The 21,521-nt window shown below is 31.9% G+C and carries 24 protein-coding genes; 4 read left to right on the top strand and 20 right to left on the bottom strand.

Translation table 11 applies throughout. The features are described 5' to 3' along the window. Nucleotides 1-184: 184 nt before the first annotated feature. The gene (locus tag JK634_RS08505; protein ID WP_202767222.1) at nt 185-766 is read right to left on the bottom strand and encodes a TetR/AcrR family transcriptional regulator; all 582 of its coding nucleotides are present in this window, start codon (nt 764-766) and stop codon (nt 185-187) included. A 120-nt stretch (nt 767-886) separates the two neighbouring features. Then, nucleotides 887-1,297 carry a peptide deformylase gene (locus JK634_RS08510; protein WP_202767223.1) on the bottom strand — a complete coding sequence of 137 codons (411 nt, stop codon included), beginning with the start codon at nt 1,295-1,297 and terminating at the stop codon, nt 887-889. A gap of 377 nt (nt 1,298-1,674) precedes the next feature. On the opposite strand from JK634_RS08510, the gene JK634_RS08515 reads away from it, so the two are divergent. Then, a complete protein-coding gene (locus JK634_RS08515) occupies nt 1,675-2,157 on the top strand; it encodes a hypothetical protein (protein ID WP_202767224.1) in 483 nt (160 codons plus the stop codon). Between the two features lie 205 nt (nt 2,158-2,362). On the opposite strand, the gene JK634_RS08520 is transcribed toward JK634_RS08515, so the two are convergent. The 8 genes from JK634_RS08520 to JK634_RS08555 form a co-directional block, all read right to left on the bottom strand. Beyond that, nucleotides 2,363-2,671, bottom strand: coding sequence for an MGMT family protein (locus JK634_RS08520; protein ID WP_202767225.1), 309 nt, complete (start codon nt 2,669-2,671; stop codon nt 2,363-2,365). Nucleotides 2,672-2,930: 259 nt separating this feature from the next. Beyond that, on the bottom strand, nt 2,931-3,767 hold the full coding sequence (locus JK634_RS08525; RefSeq protein ID WP_202767226.1) for a helix-turn-helix domain-containing protein: 837 nt from the start codon (nt 3,765-3,767) through the stop codon (nt 2,931-2,933). Between the two features lie 141 nt (nt 3,768-3,908). Further along, nucleotides 3,909-5,045: a DUF2812 domain-containing protein gene (locus tag JK634_RS08530; RefSeq protein ID WP_202767227.1), complete on the bottom strand. Its 1,137-nt coding sequence runs from the start codon at nt 5,043-5,045 to the stop codon at nt 3,909-3,911. After that, entirely contained in the window at nt 5,032-5,376 is a 345-nt protein-coding gene (locus JK634_RS08535; RefSeq protein WP_202767228.1) for a PadR family transcriptional regulator, read from the bottom strand. Before JK634_RS08535 ends, JK634_RS08530 begins: the two co-directional genes overlap by 14 nt. 160 nt (nt 5,377-5,536) lie before the next feature. Then, complete coding sequence (locus tag JK634_RS08540) at nt 5,537-6,370, bottom strand: class I SAM-dependent methyltransferase (protein ID WP_207753612.1); 834 nt, start codon at nt 6,368-6,370, stop codon at nt 5,537-5,539. Nucleotides 6,371-6,707: 337 nt separating this feature from the next. Then, complete coding sequence (locus JK634_RS08545; protein WP_202767229.1) at nt 6,708-7,271, bottom strand: dihydrofolate reductase family protein; 564 nt, start codon at nt 7,269-7,271, stop codon at nt 6,708-6,710. 240 nt (nt 7,272-7,511) lie between these two features. Next, nucleotides 7,512-8,210, bottom strand: coding sequence for a LiaF transmembrane domain-containing protein (locus tag JK634_RS08550; RefSeq protein WP_202767230.1), 699 nt, complete (start codon nt 8,208-8,210; stop codon nt 7,512-7,514). A gap of 1 nt (nt 8,211) precedes the next feature. Next, on the bottom strand, nt 8,212-8,667 hold the full coding sequence (locus tag JK634_RS08555; RefSeq protein ID WP_202767231.1) for a LytTR family DNA-binding domain-containing protein: 456 nt from the start codon (nt 8,665-8,667) through the stop codon (nt 8,212-8,214). 27 nt (nt 8,668-8,694) lie between these two features. On the opposite strand from JK634_RS08555, the gene JK634_RS20535 reads away from it, so the two are divergent. Continuing rightward, a complete protein-coding gene (locus JK634_RS20535) occupies nt 8,695-8,820 on the top strand; it encodes a hypothetical protein (protein ID WP_274601342.1) in 126 nt (41 codons plus the stop codon). A 43-nt stretch (nt 8,821-8,863) separates the two neighbouring features. Beyond that, nucleotides 8,864-9,622 carry a MerR family transcriptional regulator gene (locus tag JK634_RS08560; protein ID WP_202767232.1) on the top strand — a complete coding sequence of 253 codons (759 nt, stop codon included), beginning with the start codon at nt 8,864-8,866 and terminating at the stop codon, nt 9,620-9,622. Between the two features lie 33 nt (nt 9,623-9,655). Here JK634_RS08560 and JK634_RS08565 read toward each other — a convergent pair whose 3' ends face one another. Both JK634_RS08565 and JK634_RS20705 read right to left on the bottom strand, forming a co-directional pair. Beyond that, complete coding sequence (locus tag JK634_RS08565; RefSeq protein WP_202767233.1) at nt 9,656-10,519, bottom strand: DUF2268 domain-containing putative Zn-dependent protease; 864 nt, start codon at nt 10,517-10,519, stop codon at nt 9,656-9,658. A gap of 100 nt (nt 10,520-10,619) precedes the next feature. Next, the gene (locus tag JK634_RS20705) at nt 10,620-10,706 is read right to left on the bottom strand and encodes a BBE domain-containing protein (RefSeq protein ID WP_202768092.1); all 87 of its coding nucleotides are present in this window, start codon (nt 10,704-10,706) and stop codon (nt 10,620-10,622) included. 305 nt (nt 10,707-11,011) lie between these two features. On the opposite strand from JK634_RS20705, the gene JK634_RS08575 reads away from it, so the two are divergent. Continuing rightward, nucleotides 11,012-14,278 carry a CARDB domain-containing protein gene (locus JK634_RS08575; RefSeq protein ID WP_202767234.1) on the top strand — a complete coding sequence of 1,089 codons (3,267 nt, stop codon included), beginning with the start codon at nt 11,012-11,014 and terminating at the stop codon, nt 14,276-14,278. 62 nt (nt 14,279-14,340) lie between these two features. On the opposite strand, the gene JK634_RS08580 is transcribed toward JK634_RS08575, so the two are convergent. From JK634_RS08580 to JK634_RS08615, 8 genes are all read right to left on the bottom strand, one after another. After that, nucleotides 14,341-15,804: a GMC oxidoreductase gene (locus JK634_RS08580; protein ID WP_202767235.1), complete on the bottom strand. Its 1,464-nt coding sequence runs from the start codon at nt 15,802-15,804 to the stop codon at nt 14,341-14,343. Between the two features lie 295 nt (nt 15,805-16,099). Continuing rightward, nucleotides 16,100-16,441, bottom strand: a complete 342-nt coding sequence (locus JK634_RS08585; RefSeq protein ID WP_202767236.1) for a zinc ribbon domain-containing protein YjdM — start codon at nt 16,439-16,441, stop codon at nt 16,100-16,102. Nucleotides 16,442-16,544: 103 nt separating this feature from the next. Then, a complete protein-coding gene (gene dhaM / locus JK634_RS08590) occupies nt 16,545-16,934 on the bottom strand; it encodes a dihydroxyacetone kinase phosphoryl donor subunit DhaM (RefSeq protein ID WP_202767237.1) in 390 nt (129 codons plus the stop codon). Nucleotides 16,935-16,983: 49 nt separating this feature from the next. Next, entirely contained in the window at nt 16,984-17,613 is a 630-nt protein-coding gene (dhaL, locus tag JK634_RS08595; protein ID WP_202767238.1) for a dihydroxyacetone kinase subunit DhaL, read from the bottom strand. Nucleotides 17,614-17,631: 18 nt separating this feature from the next. After that, nucleotides 17,632-18,630 (bottom strand): dihydroxyacetone kinase subunit DhaK, encoded by a 999-nt coding sequence (gene dhaK / locus JK634_RS08600; protein ID WP_202767239.1) that lies wholly within the window; start codon nt 18,628-18,630, stop codon nt 17,632-17,634. A gap of 335 nt (nt 18,631-18,965) precedes the next feature. After that, entirely contained in the window at nt 18,966-20,336 is a 1,371-nt protein-coding gene (locus tag JK634_RS08605; protein WP_202767240.1) for an FAD-binding oxidoreductase, read from the bottom strand. Nucleotides 20,337-20,560: 224 nt separating this feature from the next. Then, nucleotides 20,561-20,884, bottom strand: a complete 324-nt coding sequence (locus tag JK634_RS08610; protein ID WP_202767241.1) for a thioredoxin family protein — start codon at nt 20,882-20,884, stop codon at nt 20,561-20,563. A gap of 14 nt (nt 20,885-20,898) precedes the next feature. Beyond that, nucleotides 20,899-21,348, bottom strand: coding sequence for a PIN domain-containing protein (locus tag JK634_RS08615; protein ID WP_202767242.1), 450 nt, complete (start codon nt 21,346-21,348; stop codon nt 20,899-20,901). Nucleotides 21,349-21,521 lie beyond the last annotated feature (173 nt).

A 21,521-nucleotide genomic window follows, 5' to 3' on the forward strand; every position in this document is an offset into this window, starting at 1 on the left:
TTAATATTACCACACCACATTACAAATTACAATACACCAAATATGTAACTTGTAATAAATTTTTAAAAGAATGTTTTTCCATCTTTCTGTTTAAACATGTTTTTTTATGTCTGGTTAGACTTTTGAATACGAATAAATAAAGCCCTCAACACTCCTATTAGGAAAGTCAAGGGCTAAGAATGATTCATTTATTAGGGTTTTTAAGTCCTCTTATTAGAAGATTTATAACAGATTCTATGTTTTGCTTTCTATTATGAGCTTTGAATGAGTTCGGATGGATAAAAGCGCTGGTTGCATGATATACAGCTATTGCTGCTTGATGAGGAAATTCTTCAAAAAATATCCCCTCTTTAATTCCTTGTTCTATAATCTCTTTAATACAATTTATCCCATCTTCTATACTTTTTTCTATTACATCCATTGAGCTTTGGGCAAGCTTAAGATAATTAGCAAACATTTCTGGGTCATTAATGCTACTTCTACGCTTCGCTTCAGCAAACTCCTCAAGCAAACGAAAAAGTTTAATATCTGCAGGATTATCTTCACTTAAAATATTCTTTGAAGAAGCATGCAAATTTGAAAGCCATCGTTCTGTAACAGCCTTCCATAGGTCTGTTTTTCCATTATAATATCTATAAAGTGCCGCATGGCTAACTTTTAATGATTTTGCTACATCAGAAATATTCGCTTTCTCTGGTCCGAAACGGCGAATAACTTCTTCAGTTGCATTGAGTATTATTTCTTTATCTAACGAAATCTTTTCCAAAATTATCACCTCTTTGATTTTACAATTATATCACTGTCAGTTTCAGGCTTCAAGTTACGTTAATTGTAACTCCAAGGCGAACACAACTCTTTAATCTGTCATTCCTATTTAATTATTCTATTAGATTATTATACCATCAAAATGATCCATTTCATGTTGAATTATTTGTGCTGTAAATCCAGTAAACACTTGCTTTTGCTTTTTAAAATTTCTATCAAAATATTCTACTTCTATCATTTCATATCTTTTTGCTTTTCTAAAGCCAATTAAAGATAAACAACTTTCTTCTGTTTCATAAGGCTTTTCTTTCTTTAATATAACTGGATTTATCATAGGCACAATAAAGCCCCCAACTGTAAATACCAATATACGTTTTTTTACTCCAATCATATTACCTGCCAAACCAACACAATTTTCTAAGTTTGCTCTTAATGTATCTATTAAATCATCAATTACTCCTATATCATTTTTAGTTGCCTCTTCTGATTTTTGTCCTAAAAACAATATATCTTTTACGATCGGTTTTATCATAATTTATACCTCTTTTTTCAGTTATATTTTACATTTTTAACTCAAAGAAATTATAACATAAACCAATGATACTTTTAACATCATTGGTTTACTTTTTAATATTTAATCCTGTTCTATTTATTTTAGTTGTTCATGTATACGCTTTACAAGAATATTATTCACTTTCACTTGCATTTTACTTACAATGAATAAAAAATGAAACTCATCTATTAATATGTAGACAACCTATATGTTTTATGATATACTAATAAAGTTACAGAAGAATGTGCCTTATAGCACAAAACAATTTTATCCATAAATTAAGATATTATTTGACTCTTGTGATCTTTATTGCAAGAGTCTTTTGTTTTTTATGGCAACAGAAATAAGGAGGAAAAATGGAAATTTTAATAGTATTTTTACTAAAACTACTCGACAACACTCTAGGAACAATGAAGAATATATATTTAGCCCGGGGGAAGTTCTTCTTCTCGAGCTTGCTAGCAGCATTGTCTACCACTATATACATGATTGCTGTTGTGAGAATGGCAAAATCAGATGGCATACTCAGTGTCATGGCAATATGTGCCGCAACATTTATCGGAACTCTGATTCCAGGGCTTGCTGTTAAAAAGTCTGAGAAGGAGAAACTTTACATCTTTGATATCACAGCAGACAACATGCATAGCGGTAAAGAGTTTGCAGATATATTAAGAAGTGCAAACATTGCGATAAAAACCAGCGTTGTCTATGACAAGATGATGATAAAGACACTTTCCATAAAGGCATACTGTGCCAACAAGGAAGAAAGCAAAAAGGTGAATGATGTCATATCCCCAGCTTTCAAATACAATGTTTATGCACCAATGAGTTTGGATTAAGCTCGGCATAAGTACAATGAAAAATTAACTCAGAGGAACTTCTAAATAAACAACAAATTACAAAATGACATCTAAAAAAATTGTATATTAGGTTATTTAGAGTTATTTTTATCATCTATAAAAACATTATATTTTGTTCCTGTCATAACATGATTAATAAAGAAATTAATTATTTTTAAAGTTGTATTCAACTTACAACTCTAGCCTAACAGTCCCACTTATTTCCCTTCATATCAACATGATTCTCATCTTTAAATGATACACCTTCTTCTAAAAGTAGAAATCGTTGTTCCATCCACCCTGGTGCTAACCTTCCAGCATGATTTACCACACGATGACATGGATATTTCCCATAAAATTCTGCCTGGCTAAGAACCTTCCCGACAAGTCGTGCATTTTTATCTCTGCCGGTAAGTCTGGCAATTTGTCCATACGTAGCTACTTTTCCTACTGGGATTTCTTCCACAACTGAAAGTATTTCATAAATTAATTGTTCATTCATAATTTTTTTCATATATTCACCTGTGATACAAATCTTTACTTTGAGATATTGTGATATCTTTGCACCGTATTTTAATATTTAATCTTCTATTTTGGTGATATAATACTAGCAAAAAATAAACATTGTGTCAAAATAAGCGAATTGATCGTGTCCATTTTGAACGATATCATAAAAGATTCAATCTATTTTGGAGTTTTTCCTTTACCTAAAACAATTAAAAACCCTCGATTATCTACCGAGAGTTTCTTTTAAAATCTTCAATAAATGTATTTTATTTTGTTCCTGCCATAACATGATTAACAAAGAAATTAATTATGTTTAAAGCAGTATCTTTCAAATTAGGATACTCTCTTTTAATTAAGGTTTTAACCTCTTTAGCTGATGTATCTAGTGGTAATGTGTTTTCTCCTGCTACTCTATTTCCTATGGCTATATGCCCAGATGCATAATCTCCAATTGCTATATCTGATGCCATGGCCGCTGCCCCTACAGCATATTTTCCAATAGCTAGTGCCCCAAATGAAAATACTCCTATTGAAATTGCGCCAATTGAAATAATCCCTAATGATATAGTTCCTACAGCTAGTAATAATCCAATTGAGAAAAGTGCTAAGCTAATTAATCCAATTGATAAGAAACCACAACTTAAAAAACCAAAAGAGACAAATCCTAATGATAGTATTCCATAAGATATGTTTCCTACAGCAACTATTCCTTTTGCCTTTTTAAATCCTCTTCCTATATTAATATGAACAAGTGGTAATCCAAATAGTAATCTCTTACTCTTATATTCATATTCCATTGAGATTTTATTTACATTAATAACCACTTGTGAATTTTTATCACCTATTTTTTCAGGTTCTTCCTTTTCATTTTGATAACTTTCCTTACTTTGTACAATATCAAAGTCATCCCCATCTTTAACTAAACTGTCTATAGTAACATTATAAAGATCCGCTATAGTTATTAATTTTTTTAAATCTGGAGTTGCTTGTCCTGACTCCCATTTTGAAATAGCCTGTCTTGATATTCCTAACCTTTCTGCAAGTTCTTCTTGAGATAGTCTATTCTTATTTCTTAAAAATTGTAATTTTTCAGCTAAGTTCATTCTCTTCACCTCAATAAAATTATATAAAAATTACCTTTTTCAAGCTACCAACTGATGATTTCTTTTTGTAAACTGGTGGTTGCACCCTAGTGTTTGTGAGGCTTTATTAAGGTTTAATTTTTAAAAATAATTTTTTAGTATTTACTGACCATATTTAAAATATTTATCTGTAATATCAGCATTATCTTCATTATATAGTTTAATTTGTTTCATCTTATTATCTTGCTTTTGAATAATCATAAAGGAATTATCCTTTCCTATAAAGTTATCTCTCATAATTTCATCACTAGTACCATCTTCATAAGTTATAACTGCTTTGTAAATTTCATTACTTTCGTCCTTACCATATATAACTGTGTACTTACTCTCTCCTAATTTTAAATAATCCGTAGCTATAAACTGTTTTAGAGGTAATTCTCCACTAAAATTTGTTACCACCTTATACCTATTTAAAAATACTTTTTCTATTGCAATTATACCAATTCTCTCATTGCTTCCGTATAAATAAACTCTGTAACTGCCAAAATCATGTGATGTAATGTAATCTATATTTTTCATTGGATATAAAGAAGTCCTATCATATTTCAATATTTTAGCTTTAATAGCTTTATCTGAACCTCCAACAGTATAAATATTGGTTAATGTACTAGCCCAAATAACACAAATTAAAATTGGAGCTATTAACAACGATACTGAAGAATATACTTTCCTTAGATCATTTTTAGAATAATACTCTATACCCTTACTTCTTTTCAACTTTCGCTTTAATATTATATAGGAGTTTATGAACCTTACTAAAATAAAAGATAATAGTAATATAGTAATTAAAATTAAGCTTATTGCTCTCAGGCTTGTATTTTGTAGAAAACTTAAGTTAAAAAGGGAAACAAATTGAAGTCCATAAACTATTAAAAATATTATCAACCATTTACGAAGAAATGCTATATGTTCCGTAGGTTCATTATAAATATCTGGAGTATTCCTATAACTAGATGCATCTCCCCCATATCTAAAGTATTTAAAAAATCTTATCTTATATATAAACTCCCATCCACTTTCACGAAATAAATCATAGTATTCCTCAATATCACCTATATTTTTATTGAAATCAATTTTATATATGGTATCAGTACATGGTCCTTTTATAAATGTATAAACTCCTAAGTAATTTACCTTTTCAAAAAACCAACCTTTATTAGCCATTTCTCTAAGCCAATTCTCTTCTTTCTCTAAATCAAAAATATAGAATAATTTAAATACTTTTTTAGTTGTCCTCAAAATTAACACTCCTTAGCATTTTTTTGGACTCAATAACTAAAGTCTCTAATCGTTTAAACTCTAGCTTAACTACTTCTCTTCCTAATTCAGTTAAAACGTAATTCTTTTTTCTGTCTGCCCCTAGCGTATTATCCATAGCTTCAATCAGATTATCCTTTGTTAATTTTGATAATGCACCATACAATGTTCCTGGTGCAAGTACTATTCTTGAGTTCGTCATTTTCTCTACATTTTGCATTATTCCATAACCATGAAGTGGATTCCACAATGATGTAAGAATTAGATAAGTTGTTTCTGTTAATGGTAGAAAGCTCTCTGCAGTCTTTTTCATAAATACACCACCAAATCTATATCGTACTTCTATATATCGCTTCTCTATATATCGTATGTCTATATATTACTCCATATATTTCCACGTGTAAATATATTCCACGTAAATTAATTAAAATTTAATAAAAAAAGTAGCCTTACTCAGACTACTTTCATTTATACTACTTCGCTGCTATAACTGTAAGCCATTCACTATCTTCTTCAACCTCTTTGGAATATAAACCATTTAAAACATTAACTTTGCTAAATCCGTTCTCTAAAACTATTTCTTTAATAGTATTTAAAGTATACTCATGAAACCAATTCCTATAAACTTTTATCTCTTCATTATCAATCACTATAAATTGATCTAGCCAAATATTATCGCTATATTCAAATCCTTCCTCAAAAACAATATGCGCTTCTCCCCTCCAGAAGCCGCAATCACTTACATACCAATTTTTATTTAATCCATTTTTTCTTCTATGAACTGGCGTAGACACATCAAAGATAAATAATCCTCCTGGCTTTAAAGCATTTTTAACCTTATCAAATAATTTATTTCTATTTTCATCTGAAAAAGTATTTACTTCACCAAAAACTTGTATTACTGTATCATATTTTTCATTATAATTGATATTAAACATATCTTCACATCTATACTCTATATTAAGCCCTTGTTTATTTGCACTTTCTTTAGCATAATTAATTGAATTACTTGAAAAATCTATTCCAGTTACTTTATATCCGTTCCTACAGAATTCTTCAGCATATAAGCCTGGTCCACAACCTAAATCTAATATCCCCTCCCCCTTATTAGTAGTTTCTTTTAAGAAGGTCACAGTCTTTTTAACTTTTTCAATATTCCTTGATGCTCTATCAGATTTATAATCTAAATGGGCCTTAAGCATTTGCGTTGAAATATATGGTTCTGTCCAGATATTCCCTGTTCCTTTTTCAAATAATTTAGGTCTTTTACTTAATTTCTCAATTTCATTTATGATATTTCTATTCATAATATTTTCTAAACTCCTTTATTATATATTTCTTTGTAATAGTAGAATATTTTAAAATAAAAAAAGCTATAGATTTACTCTATAGCTTCATAAAATGATAAATTTATAGCTTAGAGAGTAAAGATAAAATCATATAATAATAAATTGGCAACACAAAAAAACTATTATTTAAAACAGCTTCTACCAAAATATTTACTTATTGATTTTATTTTACTTCTCCGTGCCTACTTATGCTTTGTGATTACTTAACACTAAGTTAGCCGAATAAATTACCACCTTTCATATTCATACTATTACACTCATAATATATCAAATTTCCATTATATTGTAAATATACTTAGATAAGAGAATGATAGCATAACTGCACTACACCAGAAGAAAATTTCTTAGTACTAATAAGCTTGAGACCTACTTTCTGCTTTATATCATTAAATAGAGGTTTACCCTCTCCTAAAATGACAGGATGGATAGATAGTCTAAATTCATCAACAAGTCCTAGATTTAAAAAAGTTGTTATAAGACTAGCTCCTCCATAAAGCCAAATATCTTTACCTGGCTGATTTTTTATTTCTTTTACTTTCTCCACTATGTTTGAACTTATTAGATCTGCCCCTGGATACTCTTTTACAGATGTTTTTGAAAACACATATTTCTTCTTCCTATGAACTAACTTCCATACTTCTTTTTCAGCATCTGATATTCCACCTTCAGGAACATACTGTCCCCATAATTCATAGCTTTTACGTCCGTAAAAAATTGTATCTATATCATTTAGAAAGTCAGTGAAGCCCATATCATCGTCCATGATACACCAATCAACTTCACCACTTGGCCCCTCTATAAATCCATCTAATGTCACTGCTAAATCTAAAATTATTTTTCTACTATTTCCAGTACTCATTATTATATTACGCCTCCTCTTTAAAATAATTCATTATGAATCATATCTATATATACTAAATTATTATCTCTATCTAATTTTTTGTTAATCTATTATACCATAAGTTAATATTACTAATAGCTATTTTAAATCTATGAATATAAATAGCTCTCCCCTCGGATTATTTCGAGGTTCGTATTGTTTTAAAAAAGAGACCATTGCATTTGCAACAGCCTCTTTTAGCATAATATTTATACATTTTTAGATATAAATTATTTCTACTCCTGAAAACTTGATATCGCCAACTACGGTTAAAGTACTTGTAGTTATTTTATCATTTTTATTCTTTTCACTAAGTGAGCCTAGGAAACCACTAGTTTTATCCTCTACGTTCCAAGTTTTTGGTACATATAATTCAACTCCTGAAAAAGAAGCATCAATTCTAACTACTGCATTACCGTTACGTATAGTTGCGTTATCAAAATACACCTTCAAAGATCCAAAAGAACAATTAAAATCAGCTTGTTCGAAATTATCTGAGTTTATATATTTTATAGTAGAATTAAATGAACTTCCATATTTAACATGGCTTTCATCTTCTACTTCAATTTTTTCAAACTTATAATCATCCCAATGATGCTTATCGTGAATCCATCCAGCACGTTTATGAAAAATCATAGAAAGACCAACACTTCCTAGTAATGCTGCAAAAAGTACAGTCCATGGAGTAATGCTTGTAATTCCCAATTGGTCATCATATATTATGCTGATAAACGCTAATGGAAATAAAATACCTGGAAAATTCATGCGAGTTAAGCTTTTAATAATAATTACTACTAAAAATACTGTTAATAATAAACTAAATACATTTATATCAGGAAAGTATCCTAGCTTACTTACAATTAAAAAAACTCCGCATAGTATAAATACTAATCCCCAAAAAATTCTTTCTCTTTTCATATCATTTCCTCTTTTCTAATAATTTAATTTTTAATGGTTTGTAGTAATATCGTGAAACATATACCTGCTTATGCGTATTTTGAAATTCAACCTTACTTGATGATGATATACTGCGTGTTATGGAGTAAATATGATTTGTATTCAGAATTGTGGATTTTGAAACTCTCATAAAATATCCTGGTAAGAATTCTTCAAGTTCATAAAGTTTATATTTCACATTGTATATATTGTCAACTGTATGTGCACAAATCCAGTTTTCTTCAGTTTCAAAGAATAAAATTTCATCCAAAGAAAGATAGTATTCTGTATCTCCTTTATAGAAAGTTATATTCTTATTTTGTGATAATATATCGTTAAGCGAAACTTGAATATTCTTAACTTCATCATTTAATTCACTACATCTAATGATAACTTCATTTTCTTCAATTTTATTATCTACTTCGATTCGTATCTTCATATTTTCACTCCCCACATTTTTTATTATATGGACTGTTTTCCCCCTTGTAAATATAACTTAAGCAAGTGGTTAGTTATTGCTTGTAAGTGGTATGATTTTTATACAGATATTGCACAAATAGTTCTTTTACTTGACTATGACGTAAAGTTATAGTGTATTCTATATATAACTATAAATAAGTAAAGGGCATTTTAAAATGAAAAAACAATTTTTTATAATTAAAGATATAGTACAAATAACAGGAGTCACTGCTAGAACATTACATTACTATGATGAGATAGATTTATTGAAACCAACTCGCATACTCGACAATGGTTATAGGGCTTATAGCAGAGAAGATTTAGAAAAGCTTCAAACCATTTTATTTTTCAGAGAAATGGATCTACCTTTAAAAGAAATAGCTGATATTATGAAACTATCAAAACTAGAACAACAAGAAATGTTAAAAGTACATTATCAAACGTTACTATCTAAACAGAAACGATTAGGTAAAATAATTTCTGCCTTAGAGGATTATGTATCAGGAAAAGATGTATTTAGCTTGAATGTATTTAATAATTCACCTGTTTTGCCACTAGAGGAGCAATATACCCGTGAAGCTAAAATAGTATATGGTGAAACTGAAAAGTATAAGGAATTTGAGGGTAACCTAGAAAAACTATCTGATGATGAAAGAATAAAAGTATCTAATGATTTCGCTGATAATATAGAAAAGGTGTTTAAAAAAATATCAAAATTAATTCATAAATCTCCTTCTTCTGATGATGTTCAAAATTTAATTTTAGAATGGAAAGGTTACTTGGAGAAGTTTATGACTTGCGATACTGAAATTTTAAAATGTATTGCTCATAACTATAAATACGATAATAGATTTAAAAGCTACATAAATCAATTTAGTGATGAAGATTTGAGTGATTTCATTTATAGGGCAATTATATATTACTGTGTAAAATAAAGAACTTACTATTTAAAGTAAGTTCTTTATTCTTTAAGCTTCAAAATAGCCTGATGACTTCATAATTTCATTTCCATCTATTATTGTAGCCTTTTCTATTGAAACTTCAGTTTTTCTTAAATATGCTTGTACTGCGTGATATCCCACAGCATAACCTCCACAAAATGGCATGTCAAATCCCTTAGTTTCAGGCATCATTGGATGCTTTCCAAATATATATTTACGCACTTCCATAAATCCTTTAACATCAAGAGCTTTTGAAGTTATTCTTCTTGCTTTCTCTAAATCAGCACCTTGTAGACCAGTTACCCAAGGGCCAATAAACTCTTCACCATATAAACTAGCTGCAAAGCTTTCAGCCAATCCTTCAACTGCAAGGTACCTTCCAACTGTTACATCAGTCATAAAGTTCCATTTTGCATTATAGAAAAGCACGTTATGATGAAATTCATGAGCTATGCATGCATTTAGCTTTGGTAGATTCTTTTCATTAGGATCAATTATTATTTGTATATAACCAGGTATAGACCCCATACCTGTATATCCTTCCACCATAGCTAAAAATTCTGGATTTCCTAAAAAGATTCCTACTATAACTTTCTCAGGTAATGGTATAGATGCTTTTTCAAAGCGATCTACTGCTGTCCCCATGGCTTTTCTTGCATTATTCCATGCATCTGCTTTTTCAAGCCTTTCTAACATTTCTATCATCTTTGAGTCACGGCCAGATATCTCTATACATCCCATTGCCTCAGGTGTCTTTGGCATATGCATTATTTCAAACATAGGATTAAAAGGTTCTACCAATTCTCTACTAAAGAACTCCCTTCTCTCTTCTTCTGGCAAACTAAGCATTTCTTTATATAAACTTAAAGTATCCTGTATAATTATTTCCATTAAAATCATCTCCTTATAATTCATTTGAAACTGTGATATCACTTATTACAATTTCGATTATAAAGTATGACGCCACGTGAAGGTCAATAAGGAAATTAACTTATTTTATTCCTTGAGGATAATCAAATAAGTTATATGGGTCATATTTTTCTTTTACCCTTCTTAATCCTAGTCCATATAAAATAATCTTATCTCAATAAATAGAATTTTTAATCGTATATTTATTATCTAAATTTTCTCCAACCTTTTGAAATTCCTGTTAAATCTCCGATCATATTGATTTCCTCCAAATTGCATCACATGTAACGCTATAATATATGGATATTTCTAAAATTACATTGATATTTTTTTAATATCAGGAATATATTTGAATTAGATTTAACGTTCAACCAAATTTATAGCTATACTTCCCATTGAAATTTAAAGGAGGCGATAATAATTATAAAAATTTAAATTTATGAAAAAGTTTTATTATGTAATGGAGGTAAATTTATGAAAAAAAGTTATAAAAAATATACAACTTTTATTCTTGTGTTAGCATTTATGCTGACTCAAGTTATTGCTTTTGCTCCCATTGTACATGCAGCAGATACTGCTAACTTAGCTCTTAACAAAGCTATTACTACAAGCAGTGTACAGCAGAGCTATGTTGCCACAAACGCCAATGATGGTAACGTTAACACTTACTGGGAAGGTGCTCCTGGTACGTATCCCAATACCCTTACAGTTGATCTAGGAAGCGCACAATCGATTAATAAAGTGGTATTGAAACTTAACCCAACATGGGGTGTTAGGACACAAACCTTCTCATTACTTTCAAGTACAAATAATTCTTCCTACTCAACTCTTGTAGCCTCAAACACCTATACCTTCAATCCTTCAAGTAGTAACACTGTAATAATCACCTTCACTGAAACAAGTGCAAGGTATGTACGCTTGAACTTCACTGCAAACAGTGGTGCTACAGGTGGACAGATTGCGGAATTTGAAGCATATGGCAGTTCTACTTCTGTAGGAACTCCTGATCTTGTGGTTACTGATATTTCCTGGAACCCTGAAAGTCTATTAACAGGAAATTCAGTTACATTTAGTGCAACTATAAAAAATCAAGGCACAGGTGCTACCCCTGCTGGCGTAATAAATGGAGTAAGTTTCTTTGTTGACGACACACAAGTATCATGGTCTGATAATAATTCAAGTTCAATAGCCCCTGGTGCATCTATAACTGTAACTGCAAATGGGGGACCATCAGGTTCTTCAACATGGGCAGCTACAGCCGGAAACCATAATATAACCGCATGGGTAGATGATGTAAATAGAATGTCTGAATTAAATGAAAATAACAACAAATATTCAGAAAGTCTTGAAGTAACTAATTCCCCAATGGCTGATCTGGTAGTAACAAATTTAACATGTACACCAAACTCTCCAGTAATTGGGGACACTGTAAACTTTACAGCTACTATTAAAAATCAAGGCAACGCTGCAGGCGCACCTGGAATTGTTTCCTTCAAGGTTGACGGAACACAAATATCTGCAAGTGCAAATGATACAACTTCTTTAGCAGTTGGTGCTACTAAAACTGTCACAGGAACTTGGAGTGCCTCTGGCGTTGGAAGTCATTCTGTAACCGCAACTGTTGATAATTCAAATATAACTACAGAGGGAAATGAAGCTAATAATACCTATAACTTGAACTTATCTGTAAACCCAAAATCCGGTATTGATCTAGTTGTAACTGACATTACCTGGTCCCCTTCCTATGTTACAGCTGGAAGCCCAGTAACCTTCAGTGCAACAGTTAAGAATCAAGGTACAATCGCAGGAGCTGCTGGGGTTGTTTCTTTTAAAGTTGATGGTACTCAAGTTGTTGCCTCCTCAAACAGCACTGCTTCACTAACTGCAGGCTCTACTCTTACCTTAACTGCAACTGGTACATGGGCTACAACAAGTGGAGCACATTCAATAAGTGCAACTGTTGATAACAATAATACAACCACAGAGACAGATGAAACAAATAACACTTATAATGTAAACATGTCCGTAGGAAATGGTGATCGTGGAGCTACAGTACCTTATACAAGATATGAATCTGAAGATGCTACAATCGGCGGTGGTGCTCAATTAAAATCTGCACCAACCTTTGATTATTCTCTTACAGCTTCTGAAGCTTCTAATCAAAAATATGTAGAACTTCCTTCAAACGGCTCTTATGTTCAATGGACAGTTAGTAAAAGTGGCGCAGGCGTGAATATAAGGTTTACTATGCCTGATTCATCTGACGGTATGGGACTTAAGGGTTCTCTTGACTGCTATGTAAATGGTGCTAAGGTTCAAACAATAGACCTTACCTCTTACTACAGTTATCAATACTTCCAAGGGGATCAACCTGGCGATGCTCCAAATGGGGGCCAAGTTGCTTTCCGATTTGACGAAAAACACTTCCTACTATCAACACCACTTAAGGCTGGTGATATACTCAAAATTCAAAAATCAGGAGATGGCTTGGTATACGGTGTTGACTTTGTAGAAGTTGAATCAGTTCCATCAGCTATTTCTCAACCTGCTAACTCATTGTCTGTAACCTCCTATGGAGCAACTGCTAATGACGGCACAGATGATCTTGCAGCTTTCAATGCTTGCGTAAGTGCAGCCGCTTCCCAAGGAAAAACTGTATATATTCCTGCAGGTACCTTTAACTTAAATAATATGTGGGTAATTGGATCAGTATCTAGTCCTCTTTCAAGTATGACAATTACTGGAGCTGGTATGTGGTATACAAATATACAGTTCACTAATTCAAATTCAGCTAGCGGTGGTATATCTCTAAGAATGGCTGCTACTGGTAATTTAGATTTTAGCAATGTATATATAAATTCAAATCTTAGATCACGTTATGGACAAAATGCTATATACAAATGCTTCATGGATAACTTCGGTACAAACTCTAGGATTCACGACTTCTGGGAAGAGCACTTTGAGTGTGGTTTCTGGGTAGGAGATTATGCTCATACACCAGCTATTCCTGCAGATGGACTTGTTATTGAGAATGGTCGTATAAGAAATAACTTAGCTGACGGTGTAAACTTCTGTCAAGGAACTAAGAATTCCACAGTCAGAAACTGTAGCGTAAGAAATAATGGGGACGACGGACTTGCTATGTGGCCTGATTCTACTATGGGTGCACCTATGGAAGTAAACAACTCCTTCCTATATAACACAATAGAAAACAATTGGCGTGCTGCAGCTATAGCTATCTTCGGCGGTTCTGGACATCAAGCAAGATATAACTATATTAAAGACAGCTTTATGGGTTCAGGTATTAGATTAAATACTGTATTCCCAGGATATCATTTTGAGAACAACACAGGAATCACCTTCTCAGACACCGCCATAATAAATTGTGGTACAAGTAAAGATTGCTACAATGGTGAGCGTGGTGCAATTGATTTAGAAGCTTCAAATACTGGTATAAAAAATATCACCTTTGAGAATATCGACATCATTAACACCCAAAGAGATGCAATACAATTTGGATATCCCGGAGGTTTTAGTGGTATCGTATTTAAAAATATAACCATTGATGGTACAGGTAAAGATGGAATAACAACTTCAAGATTTTCTTCACCACATTTAGGTACAGCTATATATACCTATACGAGCAATGGGTCTGCTACTTTCAATAATCTTGTTACAAGAAATATTACAGCAAATCCCCCTTATTTAATTATGAACGGTTTCGTAACTACATTTAACTAATTATTAGTATAAAAACAAAAAACTAAGCCTGCCATCTTGGCAGGCTTATGTACTTAAATTCTTTAAGATGTCATTAATTTGTGGATGATATAATCTGCAGTACGAATTGATAAAGAAACAGTTGTCAATGTTGGATTTGCCGCACCAACAGAAGGGTATACACTATTGTCAGCAACATAGATATTAGGTATTTCATGTAATTGCCCATAACGATTAGTTACCGATGTAGAAGGATCATTTCCCATTCGACAGGTTCCCACTTCATGATAATCATCTCCTGGTACAAATAAACATATCTTGGAGTTGCTTATGCTTGTATATCTCCCTATACCCTTTATTATATTATTTATCCCATTTAACATTTGTCCGATAACATCCATGTCCTTTTCACCATAAGAAAATTCAACTTTTATTTCCGGCACTCCATATTCATCTACTTTATTTAAATCTAATGATATATTATTTTCAAATCTTGGCTCAACAATACCTAATCCTTCAATTCCAATTCCAATCTCATTTAATAGTGGTCTATTTTCATATGGTTGATACCACAAATGTCGTTCAAGATCTGGGCCGTAAAGCGTAACTTGATAAGGACGTTCATTTGTTCCAGGCACCAAAAGATCAAGTGTCCCTAGTACCTCTCCAAAATCGCTTCTATTCACATTCAATGTTGCTAAAATTTTCGAGTGATTTGCCAAATAATGCCCAACAGGACTACCTTTAATTCCAGAATGTAAAAGAAGACGAGGAGTTTCCCAAATACCAGCTGATAAAACTATATTTTTTGCTTTAATAAAATAAGATTCTTTATTGGGAGACATAACTTCAATACCCTTAGCTTTATTGTCTTTTTTATGAATTCTTACTACTCGTGCATTAACGGCTAAATCAAATTCATGTTGATATAATGCCCTTGCAAATAACAAAATAGAACTAAATAAAGCATTTGAGTGTACTTGCCCGTATTTTGTTTGTGAAAGATCCGCTGCCACCGGTATTTTCATGGAATCTGGGAAGCCACTTGTTCTTAGAATTTCAAGCATTGTTGAAGATAATTTAGAGTCTTGTGTATATCCATTTGAAATACTCATTATTTCTTCTGCAATATTGTAATATGGAATCAAATCATTGTAAGATATAGGCCAATCAATCATTTCACCTGGATTTAATCTTGGGGTATTACCTGACCAAAATAATGTTCTACCTCCAAGTGCAAATATTTCATTTGCTCCTGGAAATTCAGGTTGAAATTTTCCAAGTCTGTAACCTACGTTGTAATAATAATCTCTTCCACTTGCTGCATTTAATGTTGGAACGTTTAAATAATTAGTTGGTATGAGCAAATCTCCTCTCTCGATTATACCTATTCGTACCCCTTTTCCCATTAATCTTTCGCACAATCTCCATAATATAGCTCCACCACCTGCTCCTGTACCTACAATTACAACGTCATATTCTTTTTCTGACATTTCTTTTAATGGAGTTAACGGAATCCAGTGATTTTGATCAGTTGATGGCATCATGGGATTACAGACAGGGAGTATATTATTAGTTTTTTGTCCAAAATAAGTAAGCATCCTATTATTAAGCCCTTTCAGTACTATATTACTAATTATATGTGTTGAATTTTAAAGTGTTTATAATTTAATAAAAGTTTTATTTAAGAATGTAACTATTGATGGTGTTACAAGAACTATTGCAGCAAATCCACCTTATCTAATTATGAATGGTTTCGTAACTACATTTAACTAATTATTCTAAATCTATGAACAAGCAAAACCCCTAGACATTTATGTCCAGGGGTTTATTCGTCTACTTTTATATCTTTTTAACAAATTCAGACTTTAGTTGCATAGCTCCAAAACCGTCAATTTTACAATCAATATTATGATCTCCATCAACTAGACGTATATTTTTTACCTTTGTTCCCATTTTTATGGATGATGAGCTTCCTTTTACTTTAAGATCTTTAATTACCGTTACCGAATCACCATCACTTAGAATATTTCCATTAGAATCTTTTACAACATTCTTATCTTCACTATTTTCAGTCTCTATTTCCAAATTCCATTCATGTCCACACTCTGGGCAAATAAACAGACCTCTATCTTCATAAGTATATTCTGAATTACATTTCGGGCAACTTGGTACATTACTCATACATTCATTCCTCCTACGTTTGTTACATAAAGCATATAATTTTTTACATACTTAAATATACTATCATAGTTTTCAAATACTTACAAACTTGAACTTACTTAGCTTATGGCATTTTACCTAAATCCATGGGTTGCAAGGCTTCTTGTATTTGAATTATCTTTTTATCTAAGCTACTTTCAACTGCAGCAGTTACTGCTCCTTCTACTATAGGACAATCTATTATTTTTACTTTATCTATCATTTCTGCATCTAAAAATTCTATGGCCATTTCAGCATTCATAAAAGCACTGCCTAAGTCAAAAATAACAATTACTCCATCTTCTGAGTAAACTCTTTCTATTCCATTCATTATTTTTTCAATATCAGTACCTATACTTCCATCATATGCTCCTCCAGCTGCTGCAATAGGTACATTAGGCACCATTTGTTCAACTAACTCTTTTACCCCTTTTGCTATATTTTCACTATGTGAAACTATTACTAACCCTACCATGTATACTCTCCTTTTTGAAGTTATCTAAACATGATCAATACAAAAATTTTTAATTAAATGCTTGGTATATAGTCTCTAGCATTATAGCAGATGAAGTAGCTCCAGCATCTTGATGTCCTATACTTCTAAGTCCTAAGTAACTAGCTCTCCCTTTTTTTGCTATAATATCCTTAGTATGTTCAACACCTTTAAATGCTGCTTCCTTAGCCAATCTAAGTACCTCTTTTGCTTCAAGTTCTTTTGATATTCCTTCCCTCACAGCTTTCAAAGCAGGTTCTAGTGCATCTATCATAGTTTTATCCTCTGCTTCACTTCTTCCTCTCATCTTTATACCCTCAAGGGCATAATATAGCATCTCTCCAAAATCATTTATATCTATTTCTGTTTTCCCACTTACACATCCAGCCGCTTTCATAAAAGCTGTTCCATATAAAGGCCCTGATGCACCTCCTACATTCGTAACTAATGCCATTCCTGTTTTCTTTAAAATACCTGCAATATCCTGTCCATCATCCTCTTTTAGTTTTTCTACCACAGCCTTAAATCCCTTACACATATTTAAGCCATGATCTCCATCTCCAATAGCTGCATCTAATTCTGAGAGGTAAGCCTTATTTTCCTCCATCTTTACATTTATCTTTTCTAATACCTCTATAACCTTTTTCCCATCTATACTCATAACCTTTATTCCTCCACCTTATATACTTTTAAAAGCTGGTGTATCTGCGGTCGCATCTAGTAGTTCCTTTAATTCACTATCAAGCTTTAATATAGTTATAGAAAAGCCTGCCATCTCTAGTGATGTTATAAATTCTCCTACAAAAGTTTTATGGATTTTTATACCTTTTTCTTCTAGTATTTCACTTACCTTTTTATTAACTATATACAATTCCATAAGAGGAGTTGATGCTAATCCATTAACCATTACTGCAACTTCTTCTCCTTTATTTAGTGGAGAATCCCCTAAGATTTTATTTACTAAGTGCTCAGCAATTTCATCAGAAGATTTAATTTTTTCTCTATGAGTCCCAGGTTCCCCGTGTATCCCCATTCCTATTTCCATTTCCTCTTCACCTAAAGTAAAGTTTGGTTTACCTGCTGCAGGGACTATACATGAAGAAATCGCCATTCCCATACTTCTTACATTTGCTATTACCTTCTCTGCTACAGCCGTAACTTCATCTAAAGAAGCTCCAGTTTCAGCTTTTGCTCCAGCTATCTTGTGTACAAAGATTGTACCTGCTATTCCTCTTCTTCCAGCTGTGTAGGTACTATTTTCTACTGCCACATCATCATTAACTACGACAGCGTTTACATTTATCCCCTCCATTTCAGCCATTTCCTTTGCCATCTCGAAATTCATTATATCTCCAGTGTAATTCTTAATTATAAGTAAAACTCCTTTTCCTGAGTCAGTTGCTTTTATAGCTTCGTATACCTGGTCAGGTGTTGGAGACGTAAATACAGCTCCTGCAACTGCTGCATCAAGCATTCCTTTACCTACATAGCCTCCATGTGCAGGTTCATGACCACTTCCTCCTCCGCTAACTAACGCTACCTTTTCATAAGCATTCAAATTTGCTCTAACTATAACATCTGCATTTTCTAATTTCTTTATATATTGTGGATGAGCTGCAACCATTCCTTTTAGCATGTCCTCAACTACTAAGTCCGGATTGTTTATAATTTTTTTCATTAAACCCTTCCTCCCTTAAATATAAAAAATTAATTATAAATAAATTAGAAATCTAATTATTCACCTTTTATTTCATATAACCCTTAAAATCTCTCTTTGATATTATTGTATTCACCTTATTAAACTTAAAGTATTAACTCCTTAATTATTTCAAACATAAAATCACCTCAAAATATAATATGAGGTGATTTTAATTAATATTACTTATGTAACTTTATCAACTTATTTTTTATATTAACCAATAAAGAATTAAGTAACGTGCGATTTTAAATATCGCACGTTTTACTACATTTTATAAAAAAACTATCCATCTTAATAATAATCAATTGTTGCTATTACTTATAGTCCTTATGGCATTTATCACAATCAGGTGGTATCGGAATACTCTGTACGAAATGGAAAATGTTTCCCGGATCATATTTTGCTTTAACTTTTTGAAGCCTAGCAAAGTTATCACCATAATATTCCTGACCATAATTCTTTATGCCTAAGTCTGGTACATTGACGTATGATCCAGTTACATAAGGCCTTAATTGTTCCCGTGTTTGTTGGACAAGTTCAATATTCTTTTGTGTTTCACATGGATCAGTCCATGAGGCATCCCACTCCAAATAATATTTAGTATTGCGCCAGAAAAAAGCCGTAGCCTGTGGAGGTACCTGGTTCATTGCTCCTCCAGAGTTTAAGAAAAAGAAATTAGATTCGCTTCCTTTTGCTTTTTCCAAGAAATCACGGATTGCATTAATTCCATCATCAGGAAGCATTTGTTCTACCCAAGCAGAAGACCAGGTAGTATTTTGATTGTCAAACAGAGGTTCATTCGGAGCCCAAAAATCTATCGCCTCTAGTAGTGAAACCTCATCAATAAACACTTTTATAGGAGATCCTACATCTGTCAAAGTTGTTATCATTTTCTCCAGTTCTTCTTTTGGACCAAGGAATATACCCTGTGAACGTAGAAGCCCATTAGTTTTTGAATATATCTCTAGAATTGTACCAAGTCTTTTATCTACAGAAGGAGACCATCTTTGCCAAGCATCTATAACTTCATTCAATTGCTCCCATGGCCATATTATTTGAAATATTCCAACTTTAAATGGTGCTGGACGCACTTTAAATGTGTAGGAGGTAATAATTCCGAAGTTTCCTCCTCCACCTCCGCGAATTGCCCATAACAAATCAGAATTTTCATCTTCACTAACATTTAGAATATCACCATTGGCATCAACTAAAGTAGCTGATAGAATATTGTCTGAAATAACTCCTGCTGTTCTCTGGATAGCAGTAATTCCGCCTCCAGTACTTATGCCTCCTATACCAACAGTTGAACTATCTCCAAAAGGAGCCAAGATTCCTATCTGTGCAAGCATCCTCACAAGTGCTCCTACACGTATTCCAGCTTCAACAGTAGCAATTCCTAATGACTTATCAAATTCAACTTTTCTCATTAAACTAGTATCTATTACTATGCCTCCATTTGTTTGCGAAAAATCTTTTGCCAAAGCATGTCTACCACTCCTCATACGAATGGGCACATTATTCTCACGAGCCCATCTTACGGCATTTACAACATCTTCATTCTGCTGTGCGAATACAAATACGATAGGGTAAGCATTGGTAAATGGATTCCAGTTCATACGAGCTCGCTGGTATCCTGGATCATTAGGATATATTACTCTTCCCGTTAACTTTGTCTTTTGTTTCATTCAATCACCCTCTATTTTGAATTACTCTATCTTGATATCAAATAATCGACTAACTAAAGTTACCTTATGTTATATAATATGACCTTTAATTAGTTTAGTTCCATCTTTGATTCTGGTGAAATAGATTTACTTCGAGATAAGGTCACCAAAAATTAATTTCTCACTTTAAAATTCATATAGAGGATTTCATACTTTATTGTTTTTAGTTTATTGAACGTTAACCTTTAAAATATCATTTCGTAATATCTTCCTATATTTGCTTCTAATTCTAGCAAATCTAAATTCCTTCCAAGTCTTATACTTTCCTTTCCATCTATATATAGCAAAAATATTGGCACAGAAAAAATATTGTACTCCGCTGCTAAGTTTAGATGCTTTTCTGCATCTATTTCTCCACACTTAATATTAGGATATTTTTTTAATATATCTTCAATTTTAAGTTTAATAACTTCGCAAGCTCCACAGGTATTTCCACTAAAATAGACCCCTGCCATTCTATTATTTTTTATTAATTCAACTATTTTATTATCATTATGCAACTTATTCAATTATTTACACCTCTTTATTGTAAATTTTCTATTAGTGTATTTAGTGTCATTACTCTTTTTTCACCTAATATTATACCTGCTGCATTAAATAGTTTTCTGTCTTCTGTTATTAATATGAGACTTTCTTCTAAGGTGCAAGCATATAAAATAATCAAATCAATCCTAGATAACTTATTAACCTCTTCAAAATATGCATTCCCTTTCATTGAGTATTTTATATGAAGCATTTCATAAAACTCTTCAATGCCACTTTTATCAATATCCTTAATAAAAGTTAGTAGATTGCAAAATCTCTCAGACAATACTTCCTGTCCTTTATATATTTTTCTTTCCTTAATCACTAGTTCTTCACTAATCTCTCTTATAATTGTAATATTATCATCTCTAATAAGTTTGTCTAAAACATTTGGATACTTACTCCAAAGTCCTATTATGACATTAGTATCTAGTAAATATTTTATCATAATTATTACCCCTAATTTGTGACATAAATAGATAGTAAAACACTTAATTCCCATATATTACGGATAATTTTAAATATTTTATAGCAGTTTATCTTTATTTTTCCTTAATATTGGATTAAAATTATTATTATCTACGAATAAAAAAGGAATACTATTTTTCGTAATATGTTCTT

Origin of the sequence: Clostridium paridis, from assembly GCF_016765615.1 — a bacterium.
Taxonomy (GTDB): Bacteria; Bacillota; Clostridia; order Clostridiales; family Clostridiaceae; genus Clostridium_T; species Clostridium_T paridis.